Annotated in this window: 10 protein-coding genes; all 10 read left to right on the top strand. The window is 53.7% G+C overall.

Annotation, left to right across the window (positions count from 1 at the left end):
• The first annotated feature begins 44 nt into the window (after nucleotides 1-44).
• A complete protein-coding gene (gene purU / locus NYE54_RS27660) occupies nucleotides 45-944 on the top strand; it encodes a formyltetrahydrofolate deformylase (protein ID WP_339267684.1) in 900 nt (299 codons plus the stop codon).
• A gap of 458 nt (nucleotides 945-1,402) precedes the next feature.
• Nucleotides 1,403-3,763: a hypothetical protein gene (locus tag NYE54_RS27655; RefSeq protein WP_339267682.1), complete on the top strand. Its 2,361-nt coding sequence runs from the start codon at nucleotides 1,403-1,405 to the stop codon at nucleotides 3,761-3,763.
• Nucleotides 3,760-4,689, top strand: coding sequence for an ABC transporter ATP-binding protein (locus NYE54_RS27650; RefSeq protein WP_076324640.1), 930 nt, complete (start codon nucleotides 3,760-3,762; stop codon nucleotides 4,687-4,689). Before NYE54_RS27655 ends, NYE54_RS27650 begins: the two co-directional genes overlap by 4 nt.
• Nucleotides 4,686-5,633 (top strand): ABC transporter permease, encoded by a 948-nt coding sequence (locus NYE54_RS27645; RefSeq protein ID WP_339267680.1) that lies wholly within the window; start codon nucleotides 4,686-4,688, stop codon nucleotides 5,631-5,633. Before NYE54_RS27650 ends, NYE54_RS27645 begins: the two co-directional genes overlap by 4 nt.
• Before the next feature lie 36 nt (nucleotides 5,634-5,669).
• Nucleotides 5,670-7,349, top strand: coding sequence for a phage tail tape measure protein (locus NYE54_RS27640; RefSeq protein WP_339267678.1), 1,680 nt, complete (start codon nucleotides 5,670-5,672; stop codon nucleotides 7,347-7,349).
• A gap of 282 nt (nucleotides 7,350-7,631) precedes the next feature.
• Nucleotides 7,632-8,747 (top strand): IS110 family transposase, encoded by a 1,116-nt coding sequence (locus NYE54_RS27635; RefSeq protein WP_339267677.1) that lies wholly within the window; start codon nucleotides 7,632-7,634, stop codon nucleotides 8,745-8,747.
• Nucleotides 8,748-9,223: 476 nt separating this feature from the next.
• Nucleotides 9,224-10,213, top strand: a complete 990-nt coding sequence (locus tag NYE54_RS27630) for a MoxR family ATPase (RefSeq protein ID WP_339267675.1) — start codon at nucleotides 9,224-9,226, stop codon at nucleotides 10,211-10,213.
• A complete protein-coding gene (locus NYE54_RS27625) occupies nucleotides 10,210-11,157 on the top strand; it encodes a DUF58 domain-containing protein (protein WP_339267674.1) in 948 nt (315 codons plus the stop codon). The genes NYE54_RS27630 and NYE54_RS27625 overlap by 4 nt, the downstream gene beginning before the upstream one ends.
• A 256-nt stretch (nucleotides 11,158-11,413) precedes the next feature.
• The gene (locus NYE54_RS27620; RefSeq protein ID WP_339267672.1) at nucleotides 11,414-13,411 is read left to right on the top strand and encodes a BatA and WFA domain-containing protein; all 1,998 of its coding nucleotides are present in this window, start codon (nucleotides 11,414-11,416) and stop codon (nucleotides 13,409-13,411) included.
• Nucleotides 13,395-16,409, top strand: coding sequence for a VWA domain-containing protein (locus NYE54_RS27615; RefSeq protein WP_339267670.1), 3,015 nt, complete (start codon nucleotides 13,395-13,397; stop codon nucleotides 16,407-16,409). The genes NYE54_RS27620 and NYE54_RS27615 overlap by 17 nt, the downstream gene beginning before the upstream one ends.
• The last annotated feature ends 11 nt before the right edge of the window (nucleotides 16,410-16,420 follow it).

Here is a 16,420-nt window from a genome sequence, read left to right as displayed (position 1 = left end):
CGTTCATGTTAATTGCAGATTTAAAAGGAGGATCACCGAGTCTCATGGAAATTCACATCAAGAAGGATCTGCCGTCTGTGGCAGGTCAGTACCCTAATCGTGCCCGTATGCTGATCTCTTGTCCGGATGGACCGGGAATTGTGGCAGCGGTCTCCCAGTTTCTGTACCAGCATGGCGCGAACATCGTTCAGTCTGACCAATATACGATGGATCCGGCCGGCGGCATGTTTTTTATGCGGGTTGAATTTGATCTGGAGGATTTGAATACGAAGCTTCCCAAGCTGGAGGAGTCCTTCCAGGAAGTTGCCGATCAATTCCATATGGAATGGAATATCTATCATGCGGTCCGTAAGAAACGACTGGCGATTTTTGTTTCAAAAGAAGATCACTGCCTTGTAGAGCTGTTGTGGCAATGGCAGGCTGGCGATCTGGATGCGGATATCGCACTGGTGGTAAGTAACCACCTGGATATGAAGGAGTACGTAGAATCGTTCGGTATTCCGTATCACCACATTCCGGTTACGGCGGATACGAAGCCTCAAGCGGAGCAACGTCAGCTGGATGTGATCGGCGATGACATCGACGTGATTATCCTAGCGCGTTACATGCAGATTATTTCGCCAACCTTTATCGAACATTACCGGAACCGGATTATCAATATTCACCATTCCTTCCTTCCGGCCTTTGTCGGCGGCAAGCCTTATGCGCAAGCTTATAACCGCGGGGTGAAAATTATCGGAGCAACCGCCCATTATGTAACCGAAGAGCTGGATGGCGGACCGATTATTGAGCAGGATGTGCAGCGCGTTAGCCACCGGGACGATGTCAACGAGTTGAAGCGTATTGGCCGTACCATCGAACGCGTGGTGCTTGCAAGAGCCGTCAAATGGCATGTCGAGGATCGGATTCTGGTGCATAACAATAAAACGGTTGTATTCAACTAACGGTTTGCAAAAGATTTGCAAGCGTACGTATGACCAGACAGGAAGACAGCCAGCAGGTTCGGAAACAGCACGAACACAATGGCGAGCCATGCCAGAGTAACCGGGCCTGTGCCTGAGATTCATGTAAGAATATGAGGCTGTATTCGGACGATTCATCATAGATAGTACAATGGAGCAGCCCAACACTTTAACGCTGCAATGGATTACCCCTTGATCCCGCTCCTCTTATTGGAGTGGGATTTTTATTTATAACCAACTTGGTAAAAAACACCAAAAACCTCTGGGATGCTGAAAATACAGGCCAATATATCTCTTTATGGAAGGAAACGTCAAACTTTTCATGAATTCGACTCGTCAATATAGTTGAACTTGTGAAGAGAACCTTTACATACGTCTTCTGAACATATGTGTCATTTTTCATGTGAAAGCAATTTATATGTGGAGAGGGGAATCATCAGTTGTCGTTTTATACAAAAAAAACGTGGATGTTGCTGCCGATGGTGGCGCTGCTGATTGTTGCCACGTTATCCTTGTCGATTCCGTCCGGAAACGTCTACGCCGACGGAGCGAAGATTGGCATTCAATCCGAAATGGGTTATCAAGGCAAGATTAAACATGATAAATGGAATCCGCTCAAACTGACCTTAACCAGTGACCGGGATATATCCGGTGACGTGGTCGTGCAGATTCAGAACTACAATGGCTTCGGATATCAAACTTCCTACGTCCAGCAGGTGGACCTGCCGAAGGATACGCCGAAGGAAGTCGTGATCGGCATTCCAGGGGCCATGCTGAATAAAGATAATAACCAGATCCTCTTCTATGAAGGATCTTATACCAAGGGGAAGCAGATTCCGTTTGCCACAGGTAAAAATTACGTGCAGGCTTCTCCTTATCAAGGCGCACTTATTGCGGTGTTATCGGATGATCCGGATACGATGAATTTCATGAATGTCCTTAACGGCAAAGGCAACAGCGTGAATGTGTTCCCGCTTAAGAACGCCAGCGTTCCATCGGATGGAATGCTGCTGAACGGACTGGACGTTATCGTTATTAACAATTTTGCTTCCGATACGCTGTCAGAGCTGAAGCTCAAGGCGATTACGGATTGGGTAAATGGCGGCGGCACCCTGATTCTGGCCGGAGGCGCGGGATATACCAAAACAGCGGCACCGTTTGCCGACATAACGCCGGTTGTTGCGAATGGCACCACCACCGTTAACTCGCTGGCGGAGCTGGAGAAGCTTGGCGGGAAACCGCTGAAACTGGATGGGGCATTTACCATTTCTACAGCAAAAGCAGTGGAAGGCGCCCAAATCGGGATTGAAGCGGATGGACAACCTTTGTTTGCTTCGAAGACCTATGGCCAAGGAAGTGTTCAATATGCGGCCTATGATCTGGCTATGGAACCGGTGAGTTCATGGGCAGGCCATCCGGATGCTTGGGCATCGATACTGCGCAATAACCTTCCCATGATGGGTGCGCAGAATGGTATGTATTACAATTCGCTTATGGACAATTTGAATTACGTTCTGGAGTATTTTCCATCACTGAAGATGCCTTCCTTCACGCTGCTGTTGTGGATGCTCATTATTTATGCGGTCGTCGTTGCGCCGCTGCTCTACTACATCTTGAAAAAGGCGGACAAACGGGAATGGGCTTGGTTCTTGATCCCGATCATTGCCGTCATCGCGAGCGGTTCCGTTTACGTGGCCGGTTCATCGGACAAGACGCGGGAACTCGCACACACTATCAACTTGATTGAACTAAACGGTCAGGGGGATGCGGTTAAATCGACGGCTTCCGCATTCTTCACGCCTCGAAGCGGGAACTATGCCTTGGAATTTCCGGAGAATACGTATTTGAGAACGGGGCAGTCCCGGAACACGTTTGGGGGAATGAGCGAGAATAAAAATTTTGTCCGAATGGAGCAGGCGTCCACGACGCTGGAGCTTCGCGACATGTCCCAATGGTCATTAGCCAAGGTATGGGTGGACCGTCAAGGAACCGAGGAGATGGGGCGCCTCGGCATGGATTTGAAGCTGGATGCCAAAGGAGAATTAAACGGTAAGGTCACCAATGACACGATTAACGATTTGACCGAGGTTGCACTGGTTATTGGAGGCAAAGCCTATAAGCTGGGAGATATTAAGAAGGGAGAGGCGGCTGCCGTTCCTGAGGACCCGAAACAAATCATCAAGTATACGGGCGGTGACTTATCCGGGATGCTGTACCCTTATTCGCAGAATGATCCGAAACAGCGTGAGCGCGATATTTTGTCCCAATACGGATATTCCAACAGAATGGTCAACAGGGATGCTTACATTTTGGGATGGAGCAAGGATCATTTGACGAATTATACGCTGAAAGGCGCTGAGGTAGAGAGTGATCAGCTCAATTTCTGGATACAGCCCGTGGAGATGGATTGGGGACTGAACGGGGAGATCAACATTCCTTACGGGTTCCTGTCTCCCGAGATATCGCAGGTGAATGCGCCGATGTATGGGGTTTACCCTCATGGGGTCGAAATGGGACAGGGCAGCTTGATCGCCGAATTCCCGTTAATATCGGAAGGCAACGTGAAGTATTCGGAATTGTCCATGAGAGGCACCAAATTCAACAACAACGTTATGATGGAGATCTGGAACTCGAAGAAGAGCGAATGGGAGCCTGTTACAGACGTGAACAATGTGCATACCATTACCAAAAATACGGAGCAGTATATCGTGGGAAATCGGATCCGTTTCATGATCACCGCCAAGGATCAGACCAACTTTATGATGCCTGAGCTGTCTGTGAAGGGGGAGGCCACTCCATGATCGAGATTAGAAACCTCAGTAAAAAATACGGAACGTTCCATGCGTTGAAGGACATCAGTCTTCATATCGAAAAAGGGACGGTATTTGGATTTGTCGGCCCGAACGGAGCAGGCAAATCCACGACGATGTCCATATTGGCCACCCTGATGCTGCCAACCTCGGGCGTTGCCAAAGTCGGCGGCTTTGACGTGACCCAGCATCCCAAAGAGGTCCGCAAGCGGATCGGCTACATGCCCGATTTCTTTGGCGTGTATGACCAGCTGAAATCTACCGAATATTTGCATTTTTACGGGGCAAGTTACGGCATTCCGCGCGCCGAGCGGGAGCAGCTCATTCCGCAGCTCCTGGAGCTCGTCAACCTGAGCGACAAAGCAGATACGTACGTCGACAGTCTCTCGCGCGGCATGAAGCAGCGTTTATGCCTTGCCCGGTGTCTGGTGCATGATCCGGACGTATTAATTCTGGATGAGCCGGCTTCGGGGCTGGATCCGCGGGCGCGGATCGAGATGCGTGAAATCTTGAAGGAATTGAAGCTTATGGGCAAGACGATCATCATCTCGTCGCATATTTTGCCTGAGCTGGCGGAGATGGTGGATGAAATCGGCGTGATTGAACACGGCGAGATGGTTGCCCAAGGTAAGGTGGCTGATATTCAGAGCCGTCTCCGCGTGAAAAAAGTCATCCATATCCGCACGCTCGAGCGTGAAGAGGAACTGGCCGAGAAGCTGCGGGACGAACCCTTTGTCTCGTCGGTATTAACAGATAACACCGGTGTCCATGTTCATTACGGCGGGGATGATGCGCAGCAAAGCGCTCTGCTGCGGCAGGTGGTCTCCTGGGAAATTCCGATTGTCTCGTTTCAGGAAGCACAGAGCAATCTGGAGGATGTATTCCTCGAAATTACCAAAGGGGGACCCCGCGAATGAATTGGAGCAGAAAGCTAATTAATCCGGTCATTGACAAGGAATTTCGGCTGCGGATGCGTTCTACGCGTTCTATGCTGTCGGTGTTATTTTATGTGTTGGCGCTCGGAGCTGTTGCGATGGGCTTCATTTACCTCTTCTTATATTTGGGACAGCGGGGACCTCAGCGATTCGATCCGCAGATGAGCCAAATGATGTTCTATGTGCTGAGTTTTGCTCAGCTTGTCCTCATCGCGTTCATGGCACCTGCTCTTACCGCCGGCGTCATCAGCAGCGAGCGGGAGAAGCAAACGCTGAGCATGCTGCTGACGACGCAGCAGAGCTCAGCCACGATTGTGCTGAGCAAGCTGGTGTCGGCACTCAGCTTCATGACACTGATCGTGCTGGCCACCCTGCCGATATACAGCATTGTTTTCCTGTATGGAGGGATTTCGCCGAAACAGCTCATATCCGTTTTTGTTTTTTATTTATTCGTGATGCTGCTGCTCGGTTCGCTTGGCGTGATGTTCTCGACTTTATTCAAAAGAACCATCGTCGCGATTATTGTCGCCTACGGTGCGGGACTTATTATATTCCTTGTCACAGGCCTGCTGTATCTGTTCTTCATGGGGATTGAACAGCGGAATATGTATCAAAGCGGGATAACGCCTACACCGGGCAGTTATTCATGGGTCGGATATTTGCTGGGTCTGAATCCCGGCGGAGCGATGATGAGTTTGTTCAACCCGTCGTTCTCCAAGGAAGTGTTCCTGCTGCACGGCGGAAGTTTGAACAGTAAGGCCCCCATTGAATTGTGGCTGGAATTCTTCATCGTGTATTCGGTTGTGATTGTTCTTGCCCTGTGGGTTGCCATACGGAAAATACGTCCTATCGCAAGGCGGAAACGTAAGGATAAGGACGAGTCACAGCTCCCGCAAGTACCGGAAATGACGCGGGATGAAGCGTAACCTTAAAGCATAAGAGTACGGTAAGGAGGAAGAGCAATGGACAACATCATGCGTTTTATCGAAGCTGCGAGACGGCGGCTGCAGCGATTTCGCGTCATAACATATGTTTTATACGGACTGATGGCAGGGTTTGCCGCGCTGCTGCTGCTCCTGGTGCTGGGGAGATTTGTACCCATTGCCTGGCTTCCCGTCGCATCCGTGGCCGTTCCTGTCGGAACAGGTTTCGTAGGCTTGTTATGGGGATGGCTGCACCGGGTTCCGATCGAAGAGGCCGCTTCAGCGATGGATCATGTTCCGGACGGAGCAGAGCGAAGCGACATGATGGTCACGGCACTATCGTTCAAAGAACAGGAATCGCAGGCCGCTAAATGGCAGCGTGAGCAGGCGGAACGCTATGGTGCACGTTTTGCGGAGCAATTGCCGGAGCGTCTTCCTTACCCTAGTCGTAAAAGACATCTCTTGATCTGTGGTGCTTCGCTGGCTGCCGTGCTCATCCTTGTTTTTGTTCCGAACCCGATGGACAAGAAGGTGGAAGCGGCAAAAGAGGCGCAGAGCTGGATGAAGGAGCAGGCAGCCAAAACCGAAAAGCTTGCGGAGGAGCTCCCAAAAGAAACGCTCGATCCTGCCGACAGGAAGAAGCTGCAGGAGAAGCTGGATGCTTTGAAAAAAGCGCTGGACCGTGAGAAGCGTCCCGAGGAAGCGCTGGAGAAGCTGGAAGAAGCCATGAAAGAGCTTGAAAAAATAGCGAAACAGCAGGAGGAAAAAGCGAAGGCATTGTCTGAGCTTGCCCAAAAAATGCAGCAGCAGAAGGCGTTGTCCCAGGTGGGGAAAAAGCTTGCCGAAGGCATGGCCGATGAGCTCAAGCAGGAAATGAAGAAACTCACCGAGCAGGTGAAAAAGATGTCCCAAGAAGAGAAGAACGAGCTGTCCGATGCTTTGAAAAAGTTGGCTGAGGAAGCTGCCAAGCAGCTGGAGGACGGGAAGCTGGAGCAAGAGCTCAAGAAAGCAGCGGACTCGCTGAAGGAAGGCCAGCTGCCGAAGGAGCTGGAAGAAGCGCTCCAGCAGTTGGCCGAGGAGCTGGCTAAAGCGGCGCAAGCCAAAGCCGCGTCGGATAGTCAGTCGCAATCCGCCGCTTCGCTGGCGTCCTCCCTTGCTTCGCAAGGACTGAGCTTGGCCGATCAGATGACGGCTGCCGGGATGTCGGTATCCGATGCCTGGAGTAACGGCGGCAGTGCCGAGGCGTTGGCGCAGGCGGGATCTGGGGGAGACTCGGGAGAAGAAGGCGAAGGCTCGGAGGGAAGCTCCGGGGAAGGCGGCTCCGGAGCCGGTGAAGGTCAAGGCGCCGGCAGTGGGTCCGGTTCGGGGAGCGGCTCCGGATCAGGAGCAGGCTCCGGCTCAGGTGGCAGCGGAGGATCGGGAAGCGGGACCGGCAGCGGAGCCGGCTTTGGCTCTGGCGGTCGCGAGCTTGTGACGATCCCTCGGGATTACAAAGGCAGCGGCAATGTGCAGAACGATTCCGGCGAGATCAAGGGCAGTGGCGGTGATATTCAGAAGGGCGGCGTTTCGCCGACCGTTCCGGGCATGTCTAGGCCTTATGAGGAAGTGTACCGCGATTATGAGACCGAAGCGCGTAAAACATTAGATCGCAATCAACTGCCTGACCAGATGCAAGGGTTGGTTGAAGAATATTTCATACAAATCAATCCGAATCCGTAAAGGATCGAAGAGCCAATAACGGAAGCTATATAGATTGAACTAAAGAAAAGATGAACTTCAACGGAGAAGGCGGAATTATTCTGGAGAAACGAAGTGGTCGCCTTTCTCACCGGATTTTAACCATGATATGGATGTATAGAAGAAATGTGGGGGCAACAGTTATCATGAACGAGACAGACTCCCCGTAATTGCAACATCTTAGGTTAATTTTGGGAATAATGGTGTAGTAGAAGCTAAACCAAAACCAAAATCAGAGCTAAATTGCAAAGGAGAGTCTGTACTATGAAGGATACCATAAAATACGTAGGCTTAGACGTGTCGAAGGAAAATATTGCTGTATCTGTAGCAGATCCAGGAAGAGAAGGCGCTCGGTATTTGGGCACGATTCCTCATACCGAGTATCACATCTTGAAAGTATTGAGGAAGTTAGGCCAACCCAATGAATTAAGCGTTTGTTACGAGGCAGGTCCAACAGGATATCCTTTAGTTCGTTTGCTAACTGCACATGGATATGACTGCATTGTTATCGCCCCATCACTTATGCCTAGTCGTCCAGGAGAACGGGTAAAAACGGATCGTAGGGATTCGATGCGTCTGGCACAATTACTTCGAGCAGGTGAATTAACACGTGTGCATGTACCTACTCCAGAGGAAGAAGCGCTTCGTGATTTGGTACGAATGCGTGAAGATGTTAAGGAAGACCGAGCTCGAATCCGGCAGCGGATCGGGAAGTTTCTCCTTCGTCATCAGATTGCACCTAAAGAGCCACTTCGCCGCTGGACGGCTAAATACCGGTTATGGTTAGGACGTATTCCATTCGAGTCCGCTTCTCAACGTTTGGTTCTGCAGGAAATGCTGCATCAGATGGATGAAAATGAAGAACGTCTGAAGCGTTTGGAAGCAGCCATTCACGAAGAAGCCACGGAAGGGCACCACGCCCCCTTAATACAAGCCCTTCAAACCTTACGTGGAGTAGCTGAAACGACAGCAACAGGAATCGTAGCGGAAGTGTGTTCATTTACCCGGTTTGGTAATGCGAAGGCTTTCATGGGGTACACAGGTTTGGTGCCGAGGGAATACTCAAGTGGCCAAAGCCGATGGCAGGGAAACATTACGAAATCGGGGAATACGCACCTTCGTCGTTTATTGGTCGAATCCGCTTGGAGTTACCGCTATAAACCTGCGCTACAAGGAGAGTTAAAGAAACGTCAACAAGGAAAATCTCCTGAAATTCAGGCCATATCCTGGAAGGCACAGCATCGACTACATCGAAAATACACGAAAATGCTGTCAAAGGGTAAGCCTAGTGGCAAAGCAGTTGTGGCCGTGGCGCGTGAACTAAGTGGATTTATTTGGTCGATTGCCCGAGAACTTGAAGAGAAAAGGATAAATAGGTGATCACCATTCCTATTGGAATCTAGTCGTATTGTGAGAATGGTTGATTCAAGGTGATCCCGTTCCCCAAAAAAACAGGTGGAAGATGAAAAACTGAGTTAGAAGGCAAAGGGAAAAGCCGTAAGAGAGAATCCACGTCCATCGCTATGTGCCATCCCTCCAAAGGAAACGACGCACGACAACAGTTCGTGGTGCACTCTCTGCAGACGGAGAGAAAACATGCGGTATACAAAACCCGCGGATATCAGACTGCTCACCGTTGATAGCTTTTGCCTTCTAGTTCAGTTTTTACACCCTCTCTTGTATAAAGGGGGATTGGGAAAAACAAGGGAGTTACAAACTGCTATTTGACAGTTCTCGTTCATATCAGCGATCGGAAGAATAATCCGCATTCGTAGTGATGCTCAGGCTAAGAATCTTTAGTTCAACTTATATAGAATGAGTATTTGAACTTTACCAAGAAGATGGAGGTTTCGTCCATGTCGGATATTGCAGTGAGACCACAGGAATGGATGGAGAAAATATCAGGCCTGCGGGAACATATTGGCAAGGTGATTGTCGGGCAGCAGGATGTTGTGGAGCAGATGCTCTGGTGTATCTTTGCAGGAGGGCACGCCCTCCTGGAGGGGATTCCGGGTCTCGGTAAAACGATGCTCGTTCGCACGGTGTCGGAAGCGTTGGAATTGTCCTTTTCCCGTATTCAGTTCACGCCGGATTTGATGCCGAGCGATATAACGGGCACCAACATCTTGTCGTTCGGGCAGCATGGAGACACCGGAATGACCTTTCAAAAGGGTCCGCTGTTCAGCAGCATCGTGCTGGCCGACGAGATTAACCGGGCCACGCCCAAAACCCAGAGTGCATTGCTGGAGGCCATGCAGGAGAAGACCGTCACGGTGGGCGGGGTAACCCATCAGCTGCCAAAACCTTTCTTTGTTCTGGCGACGCAAAACCCATTGGAAAACGAGGGGACGTATCCCTTGCCGGAGGCGCAGCTTGACCGCTTTCTGCTAAAGATCGAAGTATCGTATCCGAGTGCGGATGAACTGAAGGAAATCGTAAAGCGGACGACGTCCTCCCACGAATTCCAGGTGGAACGGCAAATGACGGGGGAAGAGCTGCTGGAAATCCAGCATGGAGCCAAGGAAGTGCTTGTTGCCGAGGAGATTCTGGACTATGCGGTTCGTCTGCTTATGATGACGCATCCGGAGGAGGCTGCGGCACCGGAGGCGGTACGGAAATACGTCCAGTACGGTTCCGGACCGCGGGGCATTCAGTCCATCATCTCGGTGAGCAAAGTTCGGGCCTTGTGCAGCGGGCGGATGCATGTATCGACAGGGGATATTCGCGCCGTGGCTTTATCTGCGCTGCGTCACCGTTTGTTCCTGAATTTCGAGGGGCAGGCGCTTGGCATTACAACAGACCATGTCATTCAGGAGGTTCTGCAAGCGCTGGAGGTGTCCGCGTGAGCGGGGCCGGGCACCTGCTTCCTCCGGAATGGCTTCCGCGCCTGGAGCGATTGAGTCTTGATGCCAAGCGACGGGTTGCCGGAACGCTGCAGGGAAAGAGACGATCCCGCCGGCTCGGATCATCCCTCGAGTTCGCCGATTACCGAGTGTATTCGCCCGGGGATGATGTCCGCAGGTTTGACTGGGGCGTTTATTCTCGTACGGGAAAAGCGTTCGTGCGTCAATTCATGGACGAACAGGAGCTGACAGTCAGCCTATTCGTGGATTGCTCCGCATCGATGGGGGCTGTCATGTCATCGTCATCCGGACTATCCGCTGCGGATCCGGCAGGAACGAAGGGAAGCCTGAAATGGCTGCTCGCACGTCAACTCGCCGCAAGCATCGGCTACATGGCATTGTCCTCCTACGACAGGCTGCAGGTCGCCTGTTACAGCCGTTCGATTCATGCTCGTCTTCCGATCATGAGAGGAAAGGGCTCGGCCCATCGCCTGTTTTCGTTCCTGCAAGGGGCAGAAACGGGAGGTGAGGGAAGTTTGGGCGCCGCGCTTGCGGTTCCTGGCGCACTCCCTCGGCAGCCGGGGATGACCTGGGTGTTCTCGGATTTTTGGCTGGCGGGCGGCGAGGAGGAATTGTTCAGGGCGCTATCCCTTTTGTCCGGCACCGGGCAGGAAGTGGTGCTGGTGCATGTTTTGTCGAGGGAAGAACTAGAGCCTAAATTGACCGGCGATTTGCGATTGGTCGACAGCGAAACGATGAGCGGCAAGGAAGTAGCGTTGACGGGTAAAGTGCTCGATGCTTACAAAGAGGAGCTGGAGCGGTATCGGACGATGCTGTCCCGCGTGTGCGCGGAGCGGGGCATGTCTTACGTGCTCATTCCGGCGGACATGCCGCTTACGGACGCGATGTTCGGGGTACTGGCAGGAGCAGGTCTGGTTACTGGATAAGGCAAGCCCCATACAGGACGCAGTGTTCCAAGCATCTGCCGGACTTCATACGCTTTGGGAAGCTTGTAGACAGGGTAAGACCGGTAAATAGACACGCTATGAAATGCAGGCTTCACGAGCATCTGTCTGTGATCTTTAGAACAAATAAGAAGAGAACTCATTCAAATAGGAAAAGATGGACGAGCCTTCATCCGATGCTTTGAGAAAACAACCAAGTCGTGTTAGTCAGGGTCCACGGGAGTAAGGAGGGGACACGTTGGGGATTCAATCTTGGCTGAGCCTATGGTTCGGTTTAACGCTGCCGGCTATCGTGCTTATGTATATGTTCAAACGAAAATATGTGGATACAACCGTTCCCAGCCACTTGCTGTGGGAGCGGGTGCTTCGGAACCTGGAGGCTAACAGGCCGTGGCAGAAGCTGCAGAACCGGCTTCTGCTGTGGCTCCAGCTGTTTGCTGCTGCGCTGATGGTCTTCGCACTGATGCAGCCCTTTATGCAGGTGTCTGGCGGAGGCAGCGCCCATGTGGTCATCGTTGCCGATACCTCGGGCAGCATGAGCGCGCAGATTCAGCCTTCGGCAGAAGGCGAAGCCACATCCAGGCTACAAATGATGCAGGAACGAATTAAGGAGTACGTGAAGGACCAAGGGAGACGGAGCGAGATCACCCTTCTGTCTGTGGGAGCAAGTCCCACGACGCTGGTCTCCCATGAAAGCGACCGCGCGGCCATCGATAAGGCCGTGGATGGGTTGCGGCCCTATTACGGCCAGGCATCCTACAGGGAAACCTTATCGCTCGCTTCCGCTCTGACACGGGAAGAACATGATGCAGAAGTCGTTATTTTTACAGATAGCTACTGGAAGCAGGATACGGCTCCCATATCGTTTCAGGTTCCAGTATCCGTAGAGAAGGTACAGGGGGAGCACCCTCTTAACGTTTCCATCGACCAATTCGGCATTTCACTCAAAGGTGAAACAGGTTCATCCTATGCGGCGGTCGCTGTCCTCAGCACGAATGCCAAGGAAGCGATGTCGACCGAAGTGAATCTTTACGGGGATGAACAGCTGCTGGCCAGCAAGGTGTTGAATCTTACGCCGGGGAAGAAATTAACCGAATCTTTTGCCGATCTCCCGTTTGCGGAGGTGTATCGGCTTGAGTTATCCCAGGATGACGGGTATGCGGCAGACAATTATTCCTTTGCATTCGGATTGGGTCACGGATCTTCGCGCGTACTTCTGCTGACTTCGGGCAATTTGTTTCTGGAGAAGGCCTTGCAGCTAAGCGGAGCCGAAGTCACCCGGGTTGCCTGGGATGGCTCCGAAGACAAGACGGGTGAGGATCCAGGCACGGATCAAAATACGGATAATGGCACAGCATCGGATGTACCGCCCGTACCTGATGGCGAATTTGATCTGCTCGTCATAGACGGGAGCATGCCGGAAGGGTTCAAGCAAGGGAAGTGGGCGGAGCTGGCCGCCAAAACGCCGCTCTGGACGATCGGCGGAGAAGGCACCAAAGTTGGAAGCCAAGGAGGACGCGCCGTGCTTGCGAAGCATCCGGTGACCGCCTATGTAACCTTATCGGGCGTCTATTTCGGTACGCTGGTGGATCAGGCCCCTGCTTGGGGCGAACCTGTGGTCAAGCTGGGGGATCAACCCATCGTCTATGCGGGAAGCGAAAACGGGCGACCGCGATTGTCGTTTAATTTCCTGCTTCAGGATAGCGATCTTCCGTTATCGCCGGAATTCCCGGTCATGGTTAGCAATGCACTGGAGTGGATGACCTCGGGCAAGGGGAGCGGCCTTGGCCGATATATGGCGGGCGCGCAAGCGGATATACCGATTGCGGCGGATACGGTAGCGGCAAAATGGGTACCTAAGAGTGGTCTTGCTCTTGTTGACGGCCTTCCTGCTGCGGAAGCCCTCCGGAACGAGCAAGGGATATCGCCGGTACAGCTCGTACCGGAATATCCGGGGCTGTACGCTTTTGAACAGCAGAATGAAGCGGGTGAGAAGCTTAAGTTTTGGCTGGCAGTAACGGCAGACCCGTACGAGGCAGATTGGAGCAACGATCAGGGCCCGGTCGTGAGTCAAACGTCACCGAACTCGGATACGGCAGCTGGTGAACGTGCCGGGACGTCTGGGCACAGTGAGACGGCAAGGGATGCCGGTTCGTTAATGCCATGGCTGGCGGCCTTGGCACTGGCTGTGATCGTAGCGGAATGGGGGGTGTACCAGCGTGGGCGTTCAATTTAGCCAACCATGGTTTTTGCTGCTGTTGATCCCGGCAGGAGTCTTTCTCTATTACGCATACAAATCGGATTTTCGGCTCAGCGGTTTTCGCAAGAAATTGGCCTTATTCTTTAGAACCTGCGTCATTCTGTTATTGATTCTTATGATTTCGGGTCTGCACGGTTATACCGTCTTGCGGGATAAACAGGTGGTGTACTTGGCGGACCGTTCCGACAGTATGGGGGATTCGGCCCGGATCACGAATTGGATTAACGATTCCCTTGCGGCAAAAGGCGAGAAGGATGGCACCGCTGTTGTTTCTACAGGTCTTGAGGGCGCTGTGGAACGGCGATTATCTTCTACGGAGAATGCAGGAGCCTCTTTAAATGCGCTGCTGGAGCAGCAGTTTACGGGGCTGGAGTCCGGTCTTCAGCTTGCAGGGAGCCTGTTCGAGGGCAACAGCGATTCCAGAATTGTGTTGATCTCGGACGGGGAAGAGAATGTGGGCAGCATGGCAGCGGCCGGAAGGCTGCTGAAGGACCGGGGCATTGCGGTTGATGTGCTTCCAACTCCGAAGCAGGCTATCCGTGACGTTGCGGTGGAGGAACTAAAGGTACCGGATAAGCTGTATCAAGCGGAGTCTTTCTATGTGGAGGTTATGATCCGCAGCACGTTTAAGACCTCCGGTGAATTGCGCATTTACGAGGACAACCGTGAGATCGGCCGGGAACGCGTCGACGTAACCCCGGGCGAGAACCGGTATGCCGTAAAAGGCCTGGCTAAGAGCCCGGGACTTCACCGTTACCGTGCCGAAATCTTCATGGATGGGGATGAGGCATCCGCCAATAATGCAGCGTTTGATTTTTCCCGGGTGGAAGGTCCGCCGAACGTACTGATCGTTGAAGGAACCCCGGGAACGTCAGGTAATATCACGGCAGCACTGGAGTCCGGAATGATCGGCACCGAAGTGATTCAGCCAGAGCTGCTTCCGCTGGAAGCGGCGAAGTATGCCGTGTACGACAGCATCATCTTTAATAACGTCTCGGGCAGTGACGTCGGCGGCAAGCAGATGGAGCTGATCGAGCAGGCGGTCCGAAGCTTCGGCATCGGGTTTATGATGGCGGGCGGCGAGGACAGCTTTGGGATGGGCGGGTATTTTAAAACCCCGATTGAAAAAGCACTGCCGGTCTCGATGGAGCTGGAAGGCAAACGGGAGATTCCATCGCTTGGTCTCATCCTCGTCATTGACCGTTCGGGGAGCATGGATGGCAATAAGATCGAATTGGCCAAAGAATCGGCCATGCGCACGGTTGAGCTGCTGAGAGCCAAGGATACGGTCGGCGTCGTCGCCTTTGACGATCAGCCGTGGTGGGTTGTTCCGCCGCAGAAGCTCGGGGACAAGGAAGAGGTGCTCAGCAGCATCCAGTCGATTCCGAGCGCCGGAGGAACCAACATCTATCCTGCCGTTTCCTCCGCACTTGAAGAAATGCTGAAGATTAACGCCCAGCGCAGACATATCATTCTGATGACCGACGGACAATCGGCCATGAATTCCGGTTATCAGGATCTGACCGATACGATGGTGGAGAACAAAATTACGATGTCTTCGGTGGCGGTCGGGATGGATGCCGATACGAACCTTCTTCAATCCTTGGCGGATGCGGCTAAAGGCCGTTATTACTTCGTTGAGGATGAAACGACACTGCCGGCGGTATTCAGCAGGGAGGCCGTGATGCTGGCCAAATCCTATATCGTGGATAAACCCTTTATCCCGGCTGTTCAGAATGCGGGCGATTGGGCGAGTCTATTCCAGCAGGGCGTACCGGCGCTATATGGTTATGTAGCGACAACGCCGAAGTCTTCCGCCCAGACGGTTCTGTCCAGTCCGGAGCCGGACCCGATCCTGTCGCGCTGGCAATACGGATCCGGTCGAACGGTGGCATGGACGAGCGATTTAAGCGGAAAGTGGTCCAAGGAATGGGTATCGTGGTCCGGCTTTGCCAACATGTTGACTGAAATCGTGAAGTGGACGTTCCCTCAGTTTACGTCGTCGCCCTATGAAGTGACTACCGAGACGGCCGGCAACCAAGTCAAGCTCCAAGTTATGGCAGAGGGCGAGAATCCGCCGGAGAAGCTGAATGCGGTGATCGGGGACGATGAAGCTGGCGAGCAGACGGTGGAGCTTATCCAGGAAGCTCCCGGCCGTTATACCGGGCTCGTCAATGTCACGAAGCCCGGGGCATTCCTCCTGTCTCTTGAGGATGCCAGCGGGGAAGAAGCGCTGCAGGCCGTGCCAGGCACCGGTTTTGTGGTGCCGTATTCGCCGGAATACCGGTTGTCCTCCGGCAGCGGCGAGGAAGCCATGAAGCGGCTGGCCGAGGCGACCGGAGGCCGCGTGTTATCCTGGGACAACCCGGCCGAAGTGTTTGACCGGCAGGCAACCTCGCGGATGAATCTCCATGATTGGAGCTATCCGCTGCTGGCGGCGGCCCTGCTGCTGTGGGTCGCCGACATCGCCGTGCGGCGCCTGGCTCTGCCATGGGGCGCCATCGGCGCTAGGCTGGCCGCCCTGCTCCGCAGGCGGCCGGCACCTGTCGGCGAGGCCGCGCGTGACGCCGGCCTCGAGCGGCTGGCGGCGCGCAAAGCCCGCGCCGCCGATTTCTACGGCGGCAGCTCCGCGAAGCCGCCGCAGGCCCCGCCCGCGCGCGCGAGCACAGCGGCGCGGGCCACGGTGCCGGGGGCGGGAACCCCGCCCCGGCACCCGGCGCAGCTCCGGCAGGGGGCCGCAAGGCCCCGCCGGAGGCGCGCGATTCGCAGCGGGCGGATGCCCCGTTGCGGGAAGAGCGGCCGGCCCAGGCGAAGCCGGCCGCGCCGCCTCCCCCGCCGCCGCAGGCGCAGGGGGACGGCCAAGGACGGCCCGAGAGAACCGGGCCGGCTCCGGAAGGAGGCTCCTCCATGGATCGCCTCCTCAAAGCCAAAAAACGCGGCACGCGCTGATGTGCGGCCTCACGCTTCGGCCTAAGCTGTCTAATG

The sequence above is a fragment of the Paenibacillus sp. FSL K6-1330 genome, assembly GCF_037976825.1.
Taxonomy (GTDB): domain Bacteria; phylum Bacillota; class Bacilli; order Paenibacillales; family Paenibacillaceae; genus Paenibacillus_AQ.
Note: the sequence above shows the minus strand (reverse complement) of the source record. Positions and strands in the feature narration are given on the sequence as shown.